The sequence below is a fragment of the Allorhizobium sp. GW101-3B10 genome (genome assembly GCF_059424725.1).
In genome coordinates, this window is the sequence record NZ_JBWKZR010000001.1 from 3,623,648 (window position 1) to 3,643,577 (window position 19,930).

Below are 19,930 nucleotides of genomic sequence, written 5' to 3' on the forward strand. Positions count from 1 at the left end.
AGGTCTCCGGCGGTCTGTCTGCCCGGACCATACAGGATCCGGACGACGGCGATTTGACCCCGGTCAAGTCGGGAAGGCGCGGCGCTCATTTCGGCGACAGCACCCGCGCCGGATTGCCGGTCACGGTCGCCCCGGCCGGCACGTCGCGCGTCACCACGGCGCCGGCGCCGACGATCGCCCCGTCGCCGATGGTCACGCCGGCGAGGATCACCGCCGCACCGCCGATCCACACGTCCGTGCCGATCGAAACCGGGCGGGCGATCTCCTGCCCCTCGGAGCGCAGGCGCCGGTCCTTGTGATGCTCGGCACAGTAGATCTGCACGGCGGGGCCGAGCATGGAGCGATCGCCGATGGTCACAGTCGCGGTGTCGAGGATCACGCAGCCGGCATTGAGATAGACATGGTCGCCCAGCGTCAGGTTGAAGCCGTAGGCGCAGTGGAACGGCGCCTCGATGAAGGCGCCGGTACCGAAGCCGGCAAACAGGCGGATCAGTTCCGGCGCCGCCGCGCCGCGGTCGGCCGGCGGGAGCGTATTGTGGCGATGCACCGCCTCGCGGGCGGCGATCCGCAGCCGGTCGAGTTCCGGATCGATGCAGCTGTACCACTGCCCGGCTGCCATCTTCTCCCGCTCGCTCGCGCCCATCACTGTTCCCCCCGCTCGGCCGCTTGGTGGCGGCCCACCCGTCCCAAGGCTCAGATCAGCGCCACCCAGGCCCGGGCGATCGCCAGTCCGGCGGCTTCGGCCTCCACCCCTTTGGTCGCCGCATAGTCCGGGTGGCGCTCGAGCCAGCCGGGATGCTTCTTCTCGACCAGTTCGGGAAACATACGGTTCCACTGCTCGACCACGCCGCGGTTCGCCTCGAAATGAAACTGCATGCCATAGGCGGCACGCCCGACCCGGAAGGCCTGGTGGTGGGCAGCATCGTTGCGGGCGAGATGGATGGCGTCCGGCGGCAGGGTGAAGGTGTCGTCGTGCCACTGGAAGGAGAGAAACCGGCTGTCGTTGACCGCCGACAGCACCGGATCGGCAAGGCCGGCTTCGGTCGGCTCGATCGCCTGCCAGCCGAATTCGGGGGCGGCCCCGATCAGGTTCTCCCCGCCGAAGGCGCGGGCCAAAAGCTGGCTGCCGAGACAGATGCCGAGCACCGCCCTGCCCGCCTCGCCATAGCCGCGCATCACCTCGGCCAGCGCCGGCAGATAGGGATGCTTGGCATCGTCGCGGGCGTTCTGCTCGCCGCCGAACACGACCAGTGCATCGTGATCGTCGGTCGAGCCCGGCAGCGGCTCGCCGGCATAGGCCCGGATCACCTGGACCTTGGCGCCCGCCTCGGCGAGCGCAACGCCCACCTGCCCCGGGTCCGAATAGCGGGTGTTCTCGATGATGGCGACGCGCATTGCCTGTCCCTTGCCGACTCGTTCGACTTCGGAGATGACCACGCGCCGCCTTCGTCTTCAAGAGGCGGCGGCGCAGCAAGGCGCCGCCGCTCGGTCGGTCGGACGCAGCTCAGAAGGTCTTCCCCAGCCGCGCATCGACCGAATGCCGGTTGCCGCCGCGAACCGCGAAGAACAGGAAGATCGCGGCCCAGAGAATGGACTTCTCGGCGCCGGCAAGGCCCTGCGCCTGCACCACGCCGTGGAAATAGACGGTGACCAGCAGGACGATCATGGCGGCGACGGCGGCCGGGCGGGTGAACAGGCCGATGGCCACCAGAATGCCGCCGAAGAATTCAGTCGCGGCCAGCAGCGGAGACCAGAAGGCGCCCGGATAAAAACCGAGGCCCTCGACCATGCCCACGGCGCCGAACGGGTTTATGATCTTGCCATAGCCGTGGGTGACCAGCAGGACGCCGGCCACGAGCCTCAGGACGGTCTCCACGGCCTCGTGACTGGCGCCATAGAGCGGGGCGACCTGCGGGAGGATCAGGCGGTTGCGGTCGATGGGGTGGGACATGCTATTGCTCCTTGCTGCATTTTGCGCAGTCATGGCCGCAACGGCGAGCCGGCTCAAGGGCAGCACCATGAAAACATGATAACTTAAGTTGACTTTATCGTGAAGATGAACCGATGGACGGGAAAGAGGCATGAACGAGAAACCGCGGATCACCATTCTCTACTGCACCCAGTGCAACTGGCTGCTGCGTGCCGGCTGGATGGCACAGGAACTGCTGCAGACCTTCGGCGACGCACTCGGCGAGGTGGCGCTCATTCCCGGCAGCGGCGGCAATTTCGAGATCCGCGTAGACGGCAACCTTATTTGGGAGCGCAAGCGCGACGGCGGCTTTCCCGGCCCGAAGGAGCTGAAGCAGAAGGTGCGCGACGTGATCGAGCCGGAGCGTGACCTTGGCCATGTCGACCGTCAGACGAACAGCCCCGGCGGCGACACTTGAAACGAAAAAGGGCGGGGATCGCTCCCCGCCCGAACCGGCTGGCCGTCCCGCTCAATAATAGGGCGAGCGGCAGACCTTGAAATAACCGCTCGTCGACAGGAAGCGGTTGGTCTGCGGATTGTACGAACGGTAGCGATTGAGGCACCATTCGACGTGCCGGCTCCAGTTGCGGCCACCATAGACCGGCGGCGGAGGCGGCGGTGGCCGGCGATAGATCGGCGGCGGTGGGGGCCGACGGTAGCCGTCATCCCACCACGGTGGTGGCGGCGGGCGGCGGTAGATCGGCGGTGGCGGTGGCGGGCGACGATAGCCGTCATCCCAGACCGGCGGTGGCGGACGGCGGCGATAGGTGTCGTAGCAGCCGTAACGATCGCAGACGACCTCGACGTTGACCACGTCCGACGGACCGGCGGCCGGCCGCATGGTCGGGGTAAGACCGGGCGCCGCCTGGGCCGGACCGGCAAGGAAGCCGGCAAGGCCGAGCAGCGAGCCGAGCAGCATATGGGCCAATTTGTTCATGGCGCTCCTCCAGAGAACGGAGCATCCGGCCTTGGCGGAGGACCATCCTCCTTCCCTGCCGCATGTCCTGCAACATCACCCTTGCGGAGCCGGCGAGAGCCGGCCTTGTCCGGAAAGGCGAAACATCCAAGATGTTCAGAGCGATGATGGCTTTTCCAAGACGCCGCGTAAAGCGCTTGCGTCTGCACATTCCGTCGCACGCCGAATAAATTCTTTCGTCCCGAAAACGACGATTACCGGGCTTTCCGGGGCGGCTCCGGTTCTCCGACACGAAAACTTCAAAAAGCCAGTTGACAGCCGGAGTCGCTGCCTTTACACGGCTCCTCGTCGCCCAGATGGCGGAATTGGTAGACGCGCCAGCTTCAGGTGCTGGTACTCGAAAGGGTGTGGAGGTTCGAGTCCTCTTCTGGGCACCAAATTCCCGTTTCAGACCGTCCTAGACGGTTCAGAAGCAAAGCAAAAAGCCCGGTTCGCCGGGCTTTTTTGTTGCCGTGAATTCCGCTCGAATCTGGGTCTTCGATCCGTGCAGGCATGTGCCGATCAGCGGTCGATGATCCGCGGATTGACGCCCGGGTACCAGCCGCCGGAGGGATTGGGCGGCTGACGGCTTTCGTAGACCACCCCGTCGCGGGTGCAGCGATAGACCGTGACCGGCATGCCGTCGCCGTGAAAGCCGATTTCGTTGCGCGACCGGACCATACGGGTGACCGTCTCGCAGCTGTAGGGGGAGCCGAACTGCATTTCGCCCTGAGGCTTGACGCCGGGCAGGTCCTGGAAGGTTTCCGGAGGGGCGACCAGCTTCGGCGGCTTGGTCTCGGCGGCATGGCCGGCGGCCGCGGCGAAGAGGACTGCGGAAGCCGCGCAGATCGCCATGTGCACTCGGCCTTGCCGCTTCGCCCCTGCCCTGCCCGTCCTTGCTTCGTCCACGGCACCCATCCCTAGCAGATCAAAATCCAGTCCCGGTCCATATGGGGTGGCGATCGCGGCGATGGAAGTCCTTGCCGGATGCATCGGGCCCCATGGTCCGCTTCAGGCGACCGGCCGGCGATAGCCGGTCGGCATTTCGTAGAGCCAGCCGATGCGCTGGACGGCGGCTTCGAAATCCTCGAGCGCCACGGTCATGGTATGGCCGTTGGCATGCAGCAGGGTCCTGTCGTCGGCCATGATGCCGGCATGGCCCTTCCAGAACACCAGATCGCCGCGCCGCAGCTCCTCGCGGGCGATGACCGTGCCAAGACCTGCCGCCTGCATGTCGGAATCGCGTGGCGCGGCCCGCCCGGTCATTTGCAGCGCCAGCTGGACGAGGCCCGAACAGTCGATGCCGAAGCCGGACCGGCCACCCCAGAGATAGGGCGTCTCGAGGAAGCGCGCGGCGACCGCCACATAGTCGTCGGTGGCGTAGGTGCCAAGCGGCAGGCAGTGGCCGGCCACCACAGCGCGGCCATCGGCCAGCAGGAAGTAGCGGGTGCCGCGCGTCTCGGCCTCGCCGGCAACCGCAATGCGGCTGCCCATCGACAGCGCGGCATTGACCGGGAAACGCAGGTCGGCGCCGGGATAGACAAAGGTGCGCGGCACGGTCACGTGATGGGTGGGCCGATCTCCCTCGGCGGCCAGCACGCGCTCGGGCAGGTAGCCGACATAGCCGTCCGACTTCGCCTGGACCCAGGCCCAGCCGCCAGCCCGATCGAAAACGGTGACGTCCTCACCGAACAGGAGTTCGGTGTCGATGCCGCTTGCGGCATCCGGCTTCGGCCGAAGGCCGGTCACCGGCACGGCAATGCGGGCCGGCGCGCCGGAGGCGAAACGGGCGGCGTTCACCTGCCCCTCCAGCGCCACGTCGGCCAGGTCGTCGCGGAAGGCATGCAGTCTGCGGTCCAGCGCCATGAAACTCTCTCAAGAAGCTCATCCGGCAAAAGCGCGAAGCGGTCTTGGCGCCGGAATGACGTTAAAAACAAATGCCGGGGCATGTGCCCGCCTGAAGCAAGGCGGACCCGCCCTAGTAACCCAGTCTGCGGCCCTGATCGATGATCAGGTCGCCGAATTTCTCGAGGAAGAGCGCACCGCCGACGGTGCGCTTGACGACGACGCTGCGACGGTCGCGTTCGTCGCGGACGCGGTCGACGAGGCCCATCTCGCCCATGGTGTCGAGCGCGCGGGTGATCACCGGCTTGGTGACCCCGAGCGTCGCGGCAAGGCCGCGCACGGTGTGCGGCGGCGGCACGAGATAGATCTGCAACAGGATCGCCATCTGCCGAAGCGTCAGGTCGCGCTTGTCCTGCTGCACCTGTTGCAGGGTCACCTTGTGCCAAAGGCCCAGAGCCTCACTGGCGGTCAGTTCAACACTCATGCACCGATCCGGAACGTCGTTGTCGCTTCTTCTTTTCCGGCAATCGGCGCGGCATTGCAAGCGCGCCGACCTGAGCCGGCGCGCCGCCCGGACCCACCTCAGCGCAGATTGGTGCGCAGATAGCGGTAGAGCGCTCGAATGGCCTGGGCCTCGCCGCCGACCGGCGAATGCGGGCGCTCGGAGAGCGACCAGCCGAAGATGTCGAAATGCACCCACCGGGTGGACTTGTCGACGAAGCGCTTGAGGAACAGGGCTGCGGTGATCGAACCGGCCATACCGCCCGCGGGCGCATTGGTCAGGTCGGCGATCTGGGCACGGATGTTCTTCTCGTAGCCCTTAAAGAGCGGCATGCGCCACAAGGGGTCGTCGGTTTCGACGCTCGCATCGAGCAGATACTCGGCGAGGTCCTCGTCGTCGGTGAAGAAAGGCGGCAGGTCGGGACCCAGCGCGACCCGTGCCGCGCCGGTGAGCGTCGCCATGTCGATCAGCAGATCCGGCTTGTCTTCGTCGGCATAGGCAAGCGCATCGGCGAGGATCAGCCGGCCTTCGGCGTCGGTATTGTCGATCTGGACCGTCAGGCCCTTACGGCTGCGATAGATGTCGCCCGGGCGGAACGCGTTGCCGGCTATGGAGTTTTCCACGGCCGGGACGATGACGCGAAGGTCGATCTTCAGCTTGGCGTCCATGATCATCAACGCGAGGCCCATGACATTGGCCGCGCCGCCCATGTCCTTCTTCATCAGCAGCATGTTGGCCGAGCCCTTGATGTCGAGGCCGCCCGTATCGAAGCACACGCCCTTGCCGACCAGGGTCACCTTGGGATGGCCCTTCTTGCCCCAGCGCAACTCGAGCAGGCGCGGCGCCTGGGCGCTGGCCCGGCCAACGGTGTGCACCAGCGGGAAATTGCGCTCGATCAGGCCGTCGCCGACGACGACAGAAACCTCGGCCTTGTAATGGTCGGCGAGCGCCCGGAAGGCCCTTTCGAGATCGGCCGGCCCCATGTCGTTGGTTGGCGTGTTGATCAGGTCGCGGGCGAGATAGACGCCGGCGAGCTGGCGCTTGATGTCGGCGGCGTCGGCGTCCTGCGGGATCATCAGCGTCGGTTCGACCGGCTTTTCCGAACGGTAGCGGCCGAAGCGATAGGCGCCGAGGCCATAGCCCAGCAGCAGGCGATTGGCGGTCAGCGGCGCGGTCTCGATGTGCCACTCGCCGGCGGGAAGGCTGCGGGCGAGCTTGCCGGACAGGAAGGGGCTGTCCGACGGATTGCTGCCGAGACCAAAGAGCGCGCCGCCGAGATGGCCGTCGCCGGTCGGGATCAACAGCACGGAGCCCGCATCGGCCTTGAACCCGGCCTTGCGTGCCCAGTCGAGCGCGATCGGATCGATCGTGCCGGTCTCGATATGGGCAGGGGTCACCGCGAAGACGGGAAGCGTGTGCCCGCCCTTCGTGCTGAAGGGGGTGCGTCTTTCGATGTACTGATACGGGACCATGGCCTGCCTTCTGGGAGAGAATCAACTCGGGTTGGGGCTATTAACACTCCGTTAGGGTTAACAGATTATTGCTTGAGTGGAGGTTGCGCCGCCTTCGTCCGCCGGGACGTCGCCGCGGCGCCGGCAAACCGATCCAGGATAAGCGACATGGCTCTTCGGCAGACTTCGACACGTCATCGCATCGGCTTCTTCGGCAGCGTCTGCATGCTGGTCGCCGCGGCCGCGCTCGGTGGCTGTTCGACGACGAAGAAGGAGCTCACCACCGGATCGATCCCCAAGCTGTCGAAGCCGGTGGAAACCATGACGGCGCCGGAGCTGACGCGGGCGGCAGACAGCATCGGTTCCGCCTATGCGCGCAACCCGAAGGACCGCAACAACGGCCTCGCCTACGCCAACATCCTGATGATGACCGGACGCAACTCCCAGGCGCTCGCCGTCATGCAGCAGGTGGCGATCGCCAATCCGTCCGACCGCGAGGTACTCTCCGCCTTCGGCAAAGCGCAGGCGGCAGCCGGCCAGCTGGAACAGGCGCTCGCGACCATCGGACGGGCGCAGACGCCCGACCGCCCCGACTGGCGTCTCTACTCGGCGGAAGGTGCCGTGCTCGACCAGCTCGGCCGTTCCTCGGAAGCCCGCGACCGCTACCGCATGGCGCTGGATCTCAAGCCGAACGATCCGACCATCCTGTCCAATCTCGGCATGTCCTACGTGCTGGGCGGGGATCTGAGAACCGCCGAGACCTATCTCAAGTCGGCCTCGCAGCAGCCCGGCGCCGACAGCCGCGTGCGGCAGAACCTGGCGTTGGTCGTCGGCCTGCAGGGACGCTTCCCCGAGGCCGAGCAGATCGCCCGCCAGGAACTCGACCCGCAGCAAGCGGATGCAAACGTCGCCTACCTGCGCTCGATGATGAGCCAGCAGAATTCCTGGAAGCAGCTGGCCGCCAAGGACAGCAAGACCGACCAGAACACCAACTGAGACCTGGTCGAGATCAGTCGGGGACGCGGCCGGACGGCTGCCGTCAGACCGGACGCATCCTGACCGCATCGAGGATCAGCCGCACGCCGAGCCCGACCAGCACCGCACCGGCCATGCGATCGACGACGTGCTTCGCCCGGCCATAGGCCGCGCGCGGCCGCTCGGCCGAAAAGACCAGGGCCACCAGCGCATACCAGCCCGCCTCGACGATGAACACGCCGAGCGGCAGCGCCGTGAACAGCCCGCGTTCCGGCGCGGCCGGGAGGAAGGCGGCGAAGATGCTGCCATAGACCAGCGCGGTCTTCGGATTGCTGAGCTGGGTGGCAAGGCCGACGGCAAAACTCTTCCAGGCGGCCGTGCCCCGATCCGTGCCCCCTGCCCGCTCCGGCGGCAGGGGCAGGCTCGCGCCGCGCCAGATGCGCACGCCGAGATAGGCGAGATAGGCTCCGCCGAGCAGCTTGAACAGCAGATAGGCCCATTCGACCCGAACCAGCAGCGCGTGGAGACCGGCCAGAGCCAGAAGGGCGAAGATCGCACCGCCGATGCCCATGCCGAGCGCGGCGGCAAGGCCAGCCCTGCGCGAGCGGATGATCGCGGTGTGGGAGACGAGCACGAAGCTCGGCCCCGGGCTCATGGCGCCGATCAGGACGGTGCCGACGATGCTGAGCAAGATTGCGATGGACGACATGCGGTTCTCCGTTCCCGAGGGGGTGCCAGCCGGCAGGGGCCGCGTCCGCACCGCCGGGTGACGACGACGAGGCCCGGTCGCCGAGTGTTAGCCGACGTGGTTGCTGGCGGCAATCGGGCGCGGATTATGGAATCACTAGAATCGGTCGGAGACCTGGATGCCGGCCGGGCCTAGAATGACGGCGACGAGCACGGGCAGGAAGAACAGGATCATCGGCACGGTGAGCTTCGGCGGCAGGGCGGCGGCCTTCTTCTCGGCCTCGTTCATGCGCTCGTCGCGGCCTTCCTGGGCCAGCACGCGCAGCGCCTGCGAGATCGGCGTGCCGTAGCGTTCGGCCTGGATCAGCGCCTGGGTGACGGCTTTGACGCCACCAAGCTGGGTGCGGTTGCCGAGGTTTTCGAGCGCCGTGCGGCGGTCCTGCAGGAAGGAGAGCTCGGCCGTGGTCAGCACCATCTCCTCGGCCAGTTCGGTCGACTGGGTGGCGATTTCCTCGGCGACGCGGCGCATGGCGGCCTCGATCGAGATGCCCGATTCGACGCAGATCAGCATGAGGTCGAGCGCATCCGGCCAGGCGCGGCGGATCGAATGCTGGCGCTTCTTCATGCGGTTGGTGACGTAGATGTTCGGCAGGTAGAAGCCGACATACCCACCGACGATCGTCACCAGCATGCGGACGGGGAAGGCCTTGTCGGCCATATTGCCGAGGCCGAAGATCCATACGGCGGTGAGCGTCAGCGTCAGGAAGGGCAGAAGGAAGCGCGCCACCAGGAAGATGTTGAGTGCGTTCTGCGAGCGGAAGCCAGCGGCCTTGAGCTTGTCCATCGTCGCGTCGTCGACGAGCGCCTGGCGCAGGTTGAACTTCTCGACGATCTGGCGGACCGATCGGTTGTTGCTGGCGCGCAGGCTCGTCTTGCCATGGCTGCCCTCGGCATTGAGGCGGGTCCGCTCCCGGGCGCGGATCAGATCGCGCTCGGTCGAGACGGCCTTCATCCGCTTGTTGAGGTCGCCGCGCTCCAGATAGGGGATGGCAATGGTGTAAAGCGTCGCGAACACCGCGATCGCGACAAGCACGGCGACCACCATGGCGGGGTCTGTCAGTCTTGCGGCCAGCTCTTCCATGACGGTCCCTTCCTAGATGTCGAACTGGATCATGTTGCGCATGACGAGGATGCCGATTGACATCCACACCCCCGAGGCGCCGAGGATCAGATGCCCGCGCGGATCGGTGAACAGGATCATGATGTAGTTCGGCGAGGTCATGTAGACGAGAAACGCGACGATGAACGGCAGCGCGCCGATGATGGCGGCCGAGGCCTTGGCTTCCATCGAGAGCGCCTGGACCTTGGAGCGCATCTTCTTGCGGTCACGCAGAACGCGCGACAGGTTCGACAGCGATTCCGACAGATTGCCGCCGGCCTGGGCCTGGATGGCGATGACGATGGCGAAGAAGTTCACTTCCGACAGGGGCATGGTCAGCATCATGCGGGTGCAGGCCTCCGGCACGCTGAGGCCGACCTGCTGGGATTCGACGACACGTCGGAATTCCGTCTTGACCGGATCCTGCCCGTCGGCGGCAATCAGCCGGAGCGCGTCATTGAGCGGCAGGCCGGAGCGGATCGAACGGACCATGACGTCGAGCGCATTGGGGAACTCGCCGAGGAACTTCTTCTGCCGCCGCCCGATCAGGAAGCCGAGAATCCAGCGCGGAAGGCCGAAACCGGCGACGAAGGCCATGCCCAGCGTCACGATCAGCGGCACGCCGCCGAGAAAGGCGAAAACCAGCACGACCAGACCGAGCGCGACGCTGGCGATGTAATACTGGCTGGGCGTCGCCGTCAGCCCGGCCTGCACCAGCCTCGATTTCAGGCTGGCGCTGGCGATCTTCTTCGTCTTCTCTTCCTGCTTGCGCTCGATGTCCTTCAGCGAATCCTGAACCGATTTGCGCCGCTTGGAAATTTCCTGCACCCGGTCGCGGGCCGCCTTGACCTTGGCGGTGTCGGTTTCGGCGGCCTTCACCCGGCTGATGCGGTTGGCGGTCTTCTTCTCGACCTCGATGCGGGAATACAGGATCCCATAGGCGATGCCGGCCGTCGCGACGGCCGCAAGGGCGATGATGGCGAGCACCATGGGATCGAAACCGAACATCGCGCCTAGATCTCCTTGTTGTTCTTTTCCATGGCGTCGAGCGCGGCGGCGAGGCGACGCTCCTCGTTGTAGTAACGCGCACGGTCCCAGAAATGCGGCTTGCCGATGCCGGTCGAGACATGCCGGCCGATGATCCTGCCGTTGAGGTCCTCCCCGTCCATCTCGTAGCGCATCAGGTCCTGGGTGACGATGACGTCGCCTTCCATGCCGATCACCTCGGTGATGTGCGTGATGCGGCGCGAACCGTCGCGCAGGCGGGCGGCCTGGATGATGACGTCGATCGAGCCGGAAATGATCTCGCGCACCGTCTTGGCCGGCAGGCTGAAACCGCCCATGGCGATCATCGACTCCATACGGCTCAGGCATTCGCGCGGCGTGTTGGCGTGGATCGTGCCCATGGAGCCGTCGTGGCCGGTGTTCATTGCCTGCAGAAGGTCGAAGACTTCCGGTCCGCGCACTTCGCCGACGATGATGCGTTCGGGCCGCATACGCAGGCAGTTCTTGACGAGATCGCGCATGGTGATCTCACCTTCGCCCTCGATGTTCGGCGGGCGGGTTTCGAGACGAACCACATGCGGCTGCTGCAGTTGCAGTTCCGCCGTGTCCTCGCAGGTGATGACGCGCTCTTCCTTGTCTATATAGCCGGTGAGGCAGTTGAGAAGCGTCGTCTTACCCGAACCGGTACCGCCGGAAATGACCACGTTGCAGCGGACCCGGCCGATGATCTGCAGGACCTGCGCGCCCTCCGGCGTGATCGCCCCGAACTTGACCAGCTGGTCGAGGTTGAGCTTGTCCTTCTTGAACTTACGAATGGTGAGCGCCGGGCCGTCGATGGCAAGCGGCGGGGCGATGACGTTGACGCGGCTGCCGTCGGGAAGACGCGCGTCGCAGATCGGCGAGCTTTCGTCGACGCGGCGGCCGACCTGGCTGACGATGCGCTGGCAGATCGACAGGAGCTGGGAATTGTCGCGGAAGCGGATTTCCGATTCGATCGTCTTGCCGTTGACTTCGATGAAGGTCTGGCCGGCGCCGTTGACCATGATGTCGGCGATGTCGTCGCGCGCCAGGAGCGGCTCGAGCGGGCCGTAGCCGAGAACGTCGTTGCAGATGTCCTCGAGCAGTTCCTCCTGCTCGGAGATCGACATCGCGAAGTTCTTGATCGTGATGATGTCGTTGACGATGTCGCGGATTTCCTCGCGCGCGCTTTCGCCGTCGAGCTTGGCGAGCTGTGAAAGGTCGATCGTGTCGATCAGCGCCGAGAAGACCTGGCTCTTGGTGTCGTAGTAGTCCTGGGTGCGCGGCGGACGCTTGCGCGGCCCGCCGGCAGCGGGCGCCTGGAGCGGCGGCGGGGCGACCTGCTGGCGCACCACCGGCTCTTCGCCGGCGGGTTCGAGCAAGGACGCACGCTGCGGCTGAACGGCAGCCGGCAGCGGAGCCGGAGATACCGTTCCGGCCCCCGCCCCGCCCTTGCCAAATCCTTCGCTTCCGCGTCTGCCAAACATCACTGATTACCTGTTTCTGTCGAAGACACTATTTCCGGCCGAGCAGTCCCAGCACCTTGCCGAGCCCGCCCTTCTTCGGCTTCTTCACGGTGGCCCGTCCAGTCACCAGATGGGCGATCTGCGCGAAGGTTTCCGCCATCGGCGACTTCGCGTCGATTTCCGAGATCATCCGGCCGCTGTTGGCGGCATTGCCGAACAGCGCCGCATCGAACGGGATGATGGCGGCCGGTTCGATTTCCAGCGGCTCGAAGAAGTCGAGGGGCGCAATCTCCGGGCGCTTCGGCATGCCGACCTGGTTGAGCAGGAGATGCGGCGCCTTGTCGTTCGGCCTCAGCTTCTTCAGCGCGTCGAGCATGTTCTTGGCGTTGCGCAGGTTGGCGAGATCCGGCGCGCAGGTGATGACCACCTCGTCGGCTTCGGAGAGCACCGCCCGCGTCCAGTCGGACCAGGCATGCGGCACGTCGAGCACGGTGACAGGCGCGGACCGCTGCAGCAGCTCGAGCAGCGGCTGGAAGGTGCCGCGATCGAAGTCGTAGGGGCGATCGAGCAGCGAGGGCGCGGCGAGCAGGGACAGGTTCTGCGAGCAGGTGGTCAGCAGGCGATCGAGGAAGACCTCGTCCAGCCGGTCCGGGGAGAAGACCGCCTCAGCGATGCCCTGGGCCGGATCCTGGTCGAAGTCGATGTTGGCGGTGCCATAGGCGAGATCGAGATCGGCGAGGATGGTCTCGGTGGAAAACAGGCTGGAAATGCCGAAGGCGCAGTTGTGGGCGATGGTCGAGGAGCCGACGCCGCCCTTGGCACCGATGAAGGCGATGATGCGGCCCAGCGGCTCGGATTCCGGATCGACGAAGATCGCCGAGATGGCGGCCATCACCTCGGCCATGCCGACCGGGGCGACGATGTATTCGGAAATGCCGTTGCGGATCAGCTCGCGATAGAGCGCGATGTCGTTGTGGCGGCCGATGACGATGACGCGCGAGCTCGGGTCGCAGACTTCGGCGAGCGGCGCCAGTTCCTGCAGCAGGGTCTGCGGGGTGGCCTCGGTCTCGAGGATGATCAGATTGGGTGTGGGGGTGGAGGAGAACATGGCCGCGGCCGCGGCGATGTTGCCGCCGGTGATCCGCATGCTGACCTTCGCCATGCGCCGGTCCTGGCTGCATTGCTCCATTATGCGCTGCACGCCCTGCGAGACGCAGAAGGCATGCACCGAGATGCGCGGCAGCGGCCGCAGGTTTTCGAGATCGCCGCTGGCGACCCTGCCCTCGGGAAGCAGGTCGTCTGCGGACCTCGTGTCGAATTCGTAGTCGATCGCACTCATGCTTTCATCCTGCCTTCGAATGACTTCGGCCATCCTAGTTCGTCGAGGGATTCTTGCCTTGGCGATAGAGCCCGATGACCGTCGCGCGCCGCGTGGCATCGATGGGTGCCTGGGCGCGCGGGGTCACGAGATCCATCGGATTGGCGATCTGCGCCGCCAGATTGGCCTGGGTGGCGCAGCCGAAATTCGCCCAGTTCTTGTTGGAGAAAGTATTGTCCTGCAGATCTTCAGGCCACTGGCCGCACGGGTTGGTCACCGCGGTGATCGCCACGTAGCTCAGGCGCACGGGCGCCGCGTCGCCGCTTGCGTCGGCCTGGTAGCTCGTTTCGATGATGCGGGGACCGGGCACGCCGCGGTCGATGAGGGTCGCACGGATCTGCCTGCGCATATGGGATGCGGCGGCGGAGTTGGGGGAGCCCTGCGGAATGAGGATCTGGATCGTGCCGGAGGAGCTCGACAGGTAGTCGGACGCAAAGCCGCCGACCGCATCCGACATGCCGATCGTCATTTCGCGATCGCCCGAGGCGATCGGCACGTCCAGCGTGTGCTCGACCTCGGTCAGCGTGATCGGGTGGCGGGTGCGATAGTCGTCCGGGATCGAGCCGGTCTTCAGGTCGTCGCGGTTCGTGCCGCAGCCGGAAAGGACAACCGTCGCCCCGAGGATGGTCGCGGCGAGTGCCGTGCGGGCAAAACGCGGCGCGGCGAAATTCGATCTCTTGACGGGCATGGTGCTGCGGCTTTCGCTGTTGCCGGGAGAGGTCTCGTGCTTGTTCATCCTGACCTCCCCACTCACTTGTAGATGAACCCGACGGCGCCGTGGTAGCGGCCGGAGGCATCCGCCTCGCGTCGGCCGTAGACCTTGTTGACCTTGTTCAGGAAGAAGGTCGCTGCGTCGTTTTCGGGATTGAAGTTGTCATCGGGCCGCTGCAGCTGGTTGCGCGCCACCGGCCGAACCAGATAGGGCGTGGCGATGATGACCAGTTCGGTCTCGTTGCGCTGGAAATCCTTGCTGCGGAAGAGCGTGCCGAGGATCGGCACCTTGGCGAGGCCCGGGACGCCGGACATGGCCTGACGGATATTGTCCTGGACGAGGCCGGCGATGACGATCGAGCCGCCCGACGGCAGTTCAACGGTGGTCGAGGCCTCGCGCTTGCGGATCGACATGTAGGTCGAGCCGGGAATGCCGTTCGCGGTATTCCCGGTCACAACCGATCCTTCCCAGGTCGGTTCAGAAACATTGGTTTCGATCTTCAGGCTGATGCGGCCAGGAGCCAGCACGACGGGGCGGAAGTTCAGCTCGATGCCGTAATTGACAGTTTCCGTGGTGCGGGTGACGGACGGCGCTCCGGTGTCGCTGTCGTAGGCAATCTCCTGCTCGGCGGCCAGGCGGAACTCGCCGCCGACATAGAACTTGGCCTGCTCGCCGGAGATCGCGGTCAGGCTCGGCTCCGCCAGCGTGCGCATGACGCCGGCCTGTTCCATGGCGTTGATGTAGCTACTGACTGTATAGCCCGCGATCGAGCCCACCGCGGTGGGCAGGACGCCGCCGAGCGCATTGGTGACGCCGGCGGCGTTGCCGAGGTTCGACGGATTCTGGAAGGTGATGCCGCTCGAGCCGTCCGAGACGCGGCCGTTGAAGCCGAGCTGCTTCAGCACTTGGCGGCTCACTTCGGCGACCGTGACCTTGAGCGAGACCTGGTCCTCGCCTTCGATGGTCAAGAGGTTGACGATCGAGGAGACCTGGCGTTCTTCGGCAAAGATCGCGACGTCGCCGCCATTGTCGCCGCCGGACGCGGTTTCGTTGCGCGTGGTCGCCTCACCGCCCTTGAGGAAGGCGGAGGCGAGGTTTTCGGCGCGCGCCGCATCCTGGGGGGTGCGCACCGTTCCGGTTAGCACGATGTTGTCGGAGACGATTTCGACGGTGATGTCCGATTCGGGGATGAACCGGCGGAGATTGGCCTCCAGGCCGGCAATGTCGCGCTCGATCTCGATGTCGAGGCTGACGATCTCCTCGCCGTTCTCGCCGAAGATGAAGATATTGGTCTGACCGACGGCCTTGCCGAAGAGATAGATGCGGCGCGAGGTGCGGGTGACCGCATCGGCCATTTCGGGATCGGCGACGAGAATATCGTGGGCATCCTGCGGCAGGTCGACGACCAGCGCCTTGTTGAGGCCAAGCTTGACGGTGCGGCGAGCACCCGGACCGGCCTCGGCGATGCGCAGCACGCTCTGGCTTGCCGCCGCTTCGGCCGCCGGAACGGCGAGGATATGCGGCGCATAGCCGCCTGGCATGCCAGAGCAGGCGAGGCCCAACGCCAGGGTGGTGGCGATCGACGAGCGGAATTTCTGTTTCAAGCTGTTCATGACATCCCCACTCATTCCGACTTGGCGTCGGAGGCCTTGACCACCGAACCCGACTTGATGACCTGGATCATCGGCCCCCCGGATCCGCCGCTCAGCAGGTAGTCTGCGGCGGACGTGTCCTCCTCCTGCGCATCGGCAACCGAACGAAGCGCCAGGGAGATGCGCTCGGCCATCTGCTGGGCGACGGTGATGACCTTGGCCTGGTCCGGCGTCAGCTCGAGCGTCGCGGTGGTACCGACCACCGACTTCTCGCCGTCCGGCTTTTCCTGGATCTGCTGGTCGATCGCCAGCACGCGCACATTCGAAAGCACTGTCTCGGTCAGGAAGGTATCCTCGGCGCCACGGCGCACCATGATCACGTCGACGCGATCGTTCGGCAGAATGAAACCGCCGGCGCCGGTGGCGACCGAGATCTCCGTCGATACCGCGCGCTTGCCGGACGGCAGCAGCGACGACATGACACGGCCAGACGAGTCGGCAATCTTTTCGCGCCGCACCGGCTCACCCTCGAACATGGGCAGGCGGACGACGACGCCCGTGAGTTCGGTCATGGCGTCCGGGCGGGTGCTTTCGGTGATGAACCCATCGACAATACTGCCTTCGGGCCAGGCCATCCAGCGCATCGACTTGTCGTCAAGCCGGGAGCCGACGGGAAGGTTTGCAGCGGAAACCAGGACGTTGACCGTCGGTTCCCTCTTCATCACCGACTCGGCCTGCTGCAGCACGACGGATTTCGAGCCGCTGAGCCGCATGGCCAGCAGCCCGGCCATGCCGGCGGCGACGATAGCCACTGCGAGAATGATGATACGCGCGGGTTTCATGATCGTTCCTTGAGGGACACAAAGCTCTGTGCCTCGCAGAATGGTCAGCAATTGGTGTAATTATGGTTAATAAGCCGCTTACGATCTTGGTTAACGATCGCTTTCTTTTGCGCCGACGAAATGCCTCACCGGATGTTCTCGAGCGCTGCCAGCACCAGCGGCGACTGGGGATAGGTCATCAGGCCGGCCAGGCCGATGCCGATGGCATAGGGCACCTTCTTGGCGCCGAGCAGCGAATGGGGCAGCGGAAGACCCATGGCCAGCACGGTGTTGGCGCGGGCGCGCAAGAGCAGGATGGCGATGGTCAGGATACCGCCCAGATAGGCGACATGGATCAAGAAGGACAGGAGCGAGGGGTCGAGCCCGTACCACACGGCTGCGGCCATCAGCAGCTTGGCGTCACCGCCGCCCATGACGTTCAGCGCGAAGAGCGCGAAGCCGACGGAAAAGACGATAAGGCCGGCGAGAAGATGCAGGCCGAAGCCGGTCCAGCTGAGGCCGACGAACGGCGCCACGACGAGAAAGGCCACCAGCAGGATCACCGGGATCCGGTTAGGGATCGTCATTTCGAGAAGATCCGTCAGGGCCGCGAGAACGAGGCACATCGGGAATATGACGAATATCGCGGCTTCAAGCATGGTATGCTTCCGACTAAGACCCTTTGACCCTAACGGGCTTGGCTTAAGGAAATGCAAATCGCGGAGCCGTCCTCGCAGTGCATCGCCGGCCTGGCCCTGCGCGCCTGCAGAAGTCCCCTCTCGCATAATGAGAGAGACCGCCCCCTGGTTGAGAGCGGTCTCGGGTCGCCGATGCCGATACAATCGGCAAGCGATGTATCAGTTGTCGTTCAGCTTGGTTGCCAGGTCGTTGAACTGGTCGTCCAGAGCGTTGCCGAGGGTCGAAGCACCGGTGATGAGGGCGACGGAGATGAGAGCGGCGATCAGGCCGTACTCGATCGCGGTTGCGCCGGATTCATCCTTGAAGAAACGTGCGAAAATCTTGGTCATGTTACTCTCCTACTCCACGAAGTTGTTCAGCACTTCCGGCAACTGTTTGCCGTTGCTCGGATGACTGCAAACTACACAGCGGCCATTGCCATCGGCTTAACAAAGAGGGTTAGCGAGTCCTGAAGGCCGGAATGCGCGCAGTGTGGTAAACGAATGGGGAACGGTTCCTGCGGTATTCGATCCAATGCGGCATATGCCTCGAGTCCTTGAAAGAATCTCCATTGTTATCAGCGCTTTGCCTGGACCACCGGAAAGCACGGCGTCCTATGTCCGGCCCGACCCGGTGCAGACATTGTCGGCCCGCGGCCGCCGGCTGGGGTCTTAACGAAGGCATGGTTGCGCCGTTTCGGTACCCGGGGCCGTCCGAGCCGGGCGAAACGGCGAATGGCATTTTTTCAACCGACGCAGAGAAACCGCCGATCCACCGCCCGCCGGCCACGCGCGCGACGGAATTTGCCGCCGCACCGCCGTCGTAGGCGTTTTGCCCGGCAACTTAACGGTTCATTCACCATTCCTGCCCATGCTCTGAAACCAGTCACTATTACAGGCGGTTCAAAAGGCTGGCACGTATGTTGTCTCGCAGCGCTATCTTCTCGCTTGCCGGCGCCCTGGCGCTGAGCGGAGTTCTTGCCGCAGGTCCGGGCCGGGCCGAGGACGACACCGTGCTGCGCGTCTACATGAACAGCGCGCGCGTGCTCAAGCTCGACCGCCCCGTCAGCAAGGTGATCGTCGGCAATTCGGACGTGGCGGATGCCACCGTGGCCGACGCCAAGACCATCGTACTCACCGGCCGGGCTTTCGGCACCACCAATCTCGTTCTGCTCGACGCGGACGGCAACGCGATCGTCGATGAACGCATCCTCGTGTCGATCGACGAGGGCAATACGGTGCGGGTGTTCAAGGCGACGGCGCGCACCGTCCTGTCCTGCTCGCCCAATTGCGAGGAACATGCCGCAACAGGCACCGCGGCCAGCACCAACTGAGCCGAAACCGGGCTTCGGCGGCCCCGCTCCAAACGAGACGGCGGAAGCTAAAACTGTAAATAGAGCCGAAACGGAAAATCAATACTTCGCTCTTAACGTCTAGCCATATCCGGACATCGGAAAACGGGCGATGAGCGCGAACTTGCAGCACCATGACGGGCAAACGAAGGCCAGCCGGCGCAAACGCCGCGCCTGGAAGCGTCTCCTGCGCTCCCGCGACGGTGCGGCGGCGATCGAGTTCGCCATCCTCTCCGTCCCCTATTTCATCATCGTCTTCGCGATCTTCGAAACCTTCGCGGCCTATACCGCCGAGCAACTGGTGACGAACGCCGTCAACACCATGGCGCGGGAACTGCGCACCGGCAACATCACCTATAATCTGGGCCGCTCAACAGACATGACCGAGACGCAGTTCCGCGCCGCGTTCTGCGAAGAGGTGGCGATCATGATCGCCTGCTCCGCGAGCGAACCGGACACGCCGGAGAAGCTCTATCTCGACGTGGAAACCCTGCCGACCTTCAAGGCGATCGCGGACAAGGCGAGCATCCCGCGAACCGGCGGCGCGTATTCCGACCTCGACACCTCCGCCTTTCACTTCACCCCGGGCGGACCCGACACCATCAACCTGTTGCGCGCCTATTACCGTTGGAACGTCACCTTCGACCTGATCCGCGCCATCACGCACATCCGGCCGGACAGCGACACCCAGCAGTTCCTCATCATCGCGACGACCGCGTTCAGGAGCGAGGACTACCCGTGACGCGTCCCGCCCCCTCAGACAGACGGAAGAATGCACGCAGCAACGGTCGCCTGGACTTCTTTGCGCGCCCGGCCGCGCTGCTACGGCGGTTCCTGGCGGCGCGGGACGGGATCGGCGGGGTGGAGTTCGCCCTACTCGCACCGGTGCTGATCGTGCTCTACCTCTGCGCCTTCGAACTGATGACAGGGTTCAGCGTGTCGAAGAAGGTTTCGATGGCCGCGAGCACGGTCGCCGACCTCGTGAGCCGGGCAGACAAGGTCTCCAAGACCGACCTCGAAGGCATGGTCGATGTCACCAACGCCGTTTTCGCCCCCTACGGCGTCGACAACCTCTCGCTGAAGATCACCGGCGTCTCCATCGACAGCGCCAAGCAGGCCAAGGTGGCCTGGTCGTGGTCGAATTCCGGGGCGGCGCCCTATGCGGTCGGAGCGACGGTCACCGTGCCCGAGGACATGCTGAGCGAGGAGACGTTCCTTGTCCGATCGGAACTGAGCGTCGATCACGAGCTGCTGATGTATCTCCCCGCCCTTTCCGGCTCGGAGATCAAGGATATCACGATCCGGCGCGAGTTCTTCTTCCGGCAGCGCATCAACACCGACGTCACCTGCACCGACTGCTGACCGG

The 19,930-nt window shown here is 65.1% G+C and carries 23 protein-coding genes and 1 tRNA gene; 6 read left to right on the forward strand and 18 right to left on the reverse strand.

Annotated features, from left to right (window positions below; all coding sequences use genetic code 11):
- Nucleotides 1–85 precede the first annotated feature (85 nt).
- From AC07Y0_RS18030 to AC07Y0_RS18040, 3 genes are all read right to left on the reverse strand, one after another.
- Complete coding sequence (locus tag AC07Y0_RS18030) at nt 86–643, reverse strand: sugar O-acetyltransferase (protein WP_498679088.1); 558 nt, start codon at nt 641–643, stop codon at nt 86–88.
- A gap of 50 nt (nt 644–693) precedes the next feature.
- A complete protein-coding gene (locus tag AC07Y0_RS18035) occupies nt 694–1,395 on the reverse strand; it encodes a type 1 glutamine amidotransferase (RefSeq protein WP_498680270.1) in 702 nt (233 codons plus the stop codon).
- A gap of 109 nt (nt 1,396–1,504) precedes the next feature.
- The gene (locus tag AC07Y0_RS18040) at nt 1,505–1,951 is read right to left on the reverse strand and encodes a DoxX family protein (protein ID WP_498679089.1); all 447 of its coding nucleotides are present in this window, start codon (nt 1,949–1,951) and stop codon (nt 1,505–1,507) included.
- Nucleotides 1,952–2,081: 130 nt separating this feature from the next.
- On the opposite strand from AC07Y0_RS18040, the gene AC07Y0_RS18045 reads away from it, so the two are divergent.
- Entirely contained in the window at nt 2,082–2,387 is a 306-nt protein-coding gene (locus tag AC07Y0_RS18045) for an Rdx family protein (RefSeq protein ID WP_498679090.1), read from the forward strand.
- A gap of 51 nt (nt 2,388–2,438) precedes the next feature.
- On the opposite strand, the gene AC07Y0_RS18050 is transcribed toward AC07Y0_RS18045, so the two are convergent.
- Nucleotides 2,439–2,906: a BA14K family protein gene (locus AC07Y0_RS18050; protein ID WP_498679091.1), complete on the reverse strand. Its 468-nt coding sequence runs from the start codon at nt 2,904–2,906 to the stop codon at nt 2,439–2,441.
- 329 nt (nt 2,907–3,235) lie between these two features.
- Between AC07Y0_RS18050 and AC07Y0_RS18055 the strand changes: the two genes are divergently transcribed.
- Nucleotides 3,236–3,322: transfer RNA gene (locus tag AC07Y0_RS18055), tRNA-Leu, on the forward strand.
- Nucleotides 3,323–3,446: 124 nt separating this feature from the next.
- On the opposite strand, the gene AC07Y0_RS18060 is transcribed toward AC07Y0_RS18055, so the two are convergent.
- The 4 genes from AC07Y0_RS18060 to AC07Y0_RS18075 all read right to left on the reverse strand — a co-directional run bounded on the left by AC07Y0_RS18060 (nt 3,447) and on the right by AC07Y0_RS18075 (nt 6,743).
- Nucleotides 3,447–3,779 carry a hypothetical protein gene (locus AC07Y0_RS18060; RefSeq protein ID WP_498679092.1) on the reverse strand — a complete coding sequence of 111 codons (333 nt, stop codon included), beginning with the start codon at nt 3,777–3,779 and terminating at the stop codon, nt 3,447–3,449.
- A 156-nt stretch (nt 3,780–3,935) separates the two neighbouring features.
- Nucleotides 3,936–4,790, reverse strand: coding sequence for a C40 family peptidase (locus AC07Y0_RS18065; RefSeq protein WP_498679093.1), 855 nt, complete (start codon nt 4,788–4,790; stop codon nt 3,936–3,938).
- Between the two features lie 112 nt (nt 4,791–4,902).
- Nucleotides 4,903–5,253: a MarR family transcriptional regulator gene (locus AC07Y0_RS18070; protein ID WP_498679094.1), complete on the reverse strand. Its 351-nt coding sequence runs from the start codon at nt 5,251–5,253 to the stop codon at nt 4,903–4,905.
- Nucleotides 5,254–5,351: 98 nt separating this feature from the next.
- Nucleotides 5,352–6,743: a leucyl aminopeptidase family protein gene (locus AC07Y0_RS18075; RefSeq protein ID WP_498679095.1), complete on the reverse strand. Its 1,392-nt coding sequence runs from the start codon at nt 6,741–6,743 to the stop codon at nt 5,352–5,354.
- Nucleotides 6,744–6,947: 204 nt separating this feature from the next.
- Here AC07Y0_RS18075 and AC07Y0_RS18080 point away from each other — a divergent pair, with 204 nt between their 5' ends.
- Nucleotides 6,948–7,718, forward strand: coding sequence for a tetratricopeptide repeat protein (locus AC07Y0_RS18080; protein ID WP_498680271.1), 771 nt, complete (start codon nt 6,948–6,950; stop codon nt 7,716–7,718).
- A 43-nt stretch (nt 7,719–7,761) separates the two neighbouring features.
- Here AC07Y0_RS18080 and AC07Y0_RS18085 read toward each other — a convergent pair whose 3' ends face one another.
- From AC07Y0_RS18085 to AC07Y0_RS18130, 10 genes are all read right to left on the reverse strand, one after another.
- The gene (locus AC07Y0_RS18085; RefSeq protein ID WP_498679096.1) at nt 7,762–8,406 is read right to left on the reverse strand and encodes a LysE family translocator; all 645 of its coding nucleotides are present in this window, start codon (nt 8,404–8,406) and stop codon (nt 7,762–7,764) included.
- 135 nt (nt 8,407–8,541) lie between these two features.
- Entirely contained in the window at nt 8,542–9,525 is a 984-nt protein-coding gene (locus tag AC07Y0_RS18090) for a type II secretion system F family protein (protein WP_498679097.1), read from the reverse strand.
- Nucleotides 9,526–9,537: 12 nt separating this feature from the next.
- Complete coding sequence (locus tag AC07Y0_RS18095) at nt 9,538–10,551, reverse strand: type II secretion system F family protein (RefSeq protein WP_498679098.1); 1,014 nt, start codon at nt 10,549–10,551, stop codon at nt 9,538–9,540.
- Between the two features lie 5 nt (nt 10,552–10,556).
- Nucleotides 10,557–12,053 carry a TadA family conjugal transfer-associated ATPase gene (locus tag AC07Y0_RS18100; protein ID WP_498679099.1) on the reverse strand — a complete coding sequence of 499 codons (1,497 nt, stop codon included), beginning with the start codon at nt 12,051–12,053 and terminating at the stop codon, nt 10,557–10,559.
- A 28-nt stretch (nt 12,054–12,081) separates the two neighbouring features.
- On the reverse strand, nt 12,082–13,371 hold the full coding sequence (locus AC07Y0_RS18105; RefSeq protein WP_498679100.1) for a CtpF protein: 1,290 nt from the start codon (nt 13,369–13,371) through the stop codon (nt 12,082–12,084).
- A gap of 34 nt (nt 13,372–13,405) precedes the next feature.
- Nucleotides 13,406–14,098: a CpaD family pilus assembly protein gene (locus AC07Y0_RS18110; RefSeq protein WP_498680272.1), complete on the reverse strand. Its 693-nt coding sequence runs from the start codon at nt 14,096–14,098 to the stop codon at nt 13,406–13,408.
- A 62-nt stretch (nt 14,099–14,160) separates the two neighbouring features.
- Nucleotides 14,161–15,735, reverse strand: coding sequence for a type II and III secretion system protein family protein (locus AC07Y0_RS18115; protein WP_498679101.1), 1,575 nt, complete (start codon nt 15,733–15,735; stop codon nt 14,161–14,163).
- Nucleotides 15,736–15,746: 11 nt separating this feature from the next.
- The gene (gene cpaB, locus AC07Y0_RS18120; RefSeq protein ID WP_498679102.1) at nt 15,747–16,556 is read right to left on the reverse strand and encodes a Flp pilus assembly protein CpaB; all 810 of its coding nucleotides are present in this window, start codon (nt 16,554–16,556) and stop codon (nt 15,747–15,749) included.
- 125 nt (nt 16,557–16,681) lie between these two features.
- Nucleotides 16,682–17,194, reverse strand: coding sequence for an A24 family peptidase (locus AC07Y0_RS18125; protein WP_498679103.1), 513 nt, complete (start codon nt 17,192–17,194; stop codon nt 16,682–16,684).
- 198 nt (nt 17,195–17,392) lie between these two features.
- Nucleotides 17,393–17,563 (reverse strand): Flp family type IVb pilin, encoded by a 171-nt coding sequence (locus tag AC07Y0_RS18130; RefSeq protein WP_498679104.1) that lies wholly within the window; start codon nt 17,561–17,563, stop codon nt 17,393–17,395.
- 569 nt (nt 17,564–18,132) lie between these two features.
- On the opposite strand from AC07Y0_RS18130, the gene AC07Y0_RS18135 reads away from it, so the two are divergent.
- The 3 genes from AC07Y0_RS18135 to AC07Y0_RS18145 all read left to right on the forward strand — a co-directional run bounded on the left by AC07Y0_RS18135 (nt 18,133) and on the right by AC07Y0_RS18145 (nt 19,926).
- Complete coding sequence (locus AC07Y0_RS18135) at nt 18,133–18,546, forward strand: pilus assembly protein N-terminal domain-containing protein (protein WP_498679105.1); 414 nt, start codon at nt 18,133–18,135, stop codon at nt 18,544–18,546.
- A 130-nt stretch (nt 18,547–18,676) separates the two neighbouring features.
- Nucleotides 18,677–19,306 (forward strand): TadE/TadG family type IV pilus assembly protein, encoded by a 630-nt coding sequence (locus AC07Y0_RS18140; protein ID WP_498679106.1) that lies wholly within the window; start codon nt 18,677–18,679, stop codon nt 19,304–19,306.
- Nucleotides 19,307–19,425: 119 nt separating this feature from the next.
- Nucleotides 19,426–19,926, forward strand: a complete 501-nt coding sequence (locus AC07Y0_RS18145; RefSeq protein ID WP_498679107.1) for a TadE/TadG family type IV pilus assembly protein — start codon at nt 19,426–19,428, stop codon at nt 19,924–19,926.
- Nucleotides 19,927–19,930: the final 4 nt, after the last annotated feature.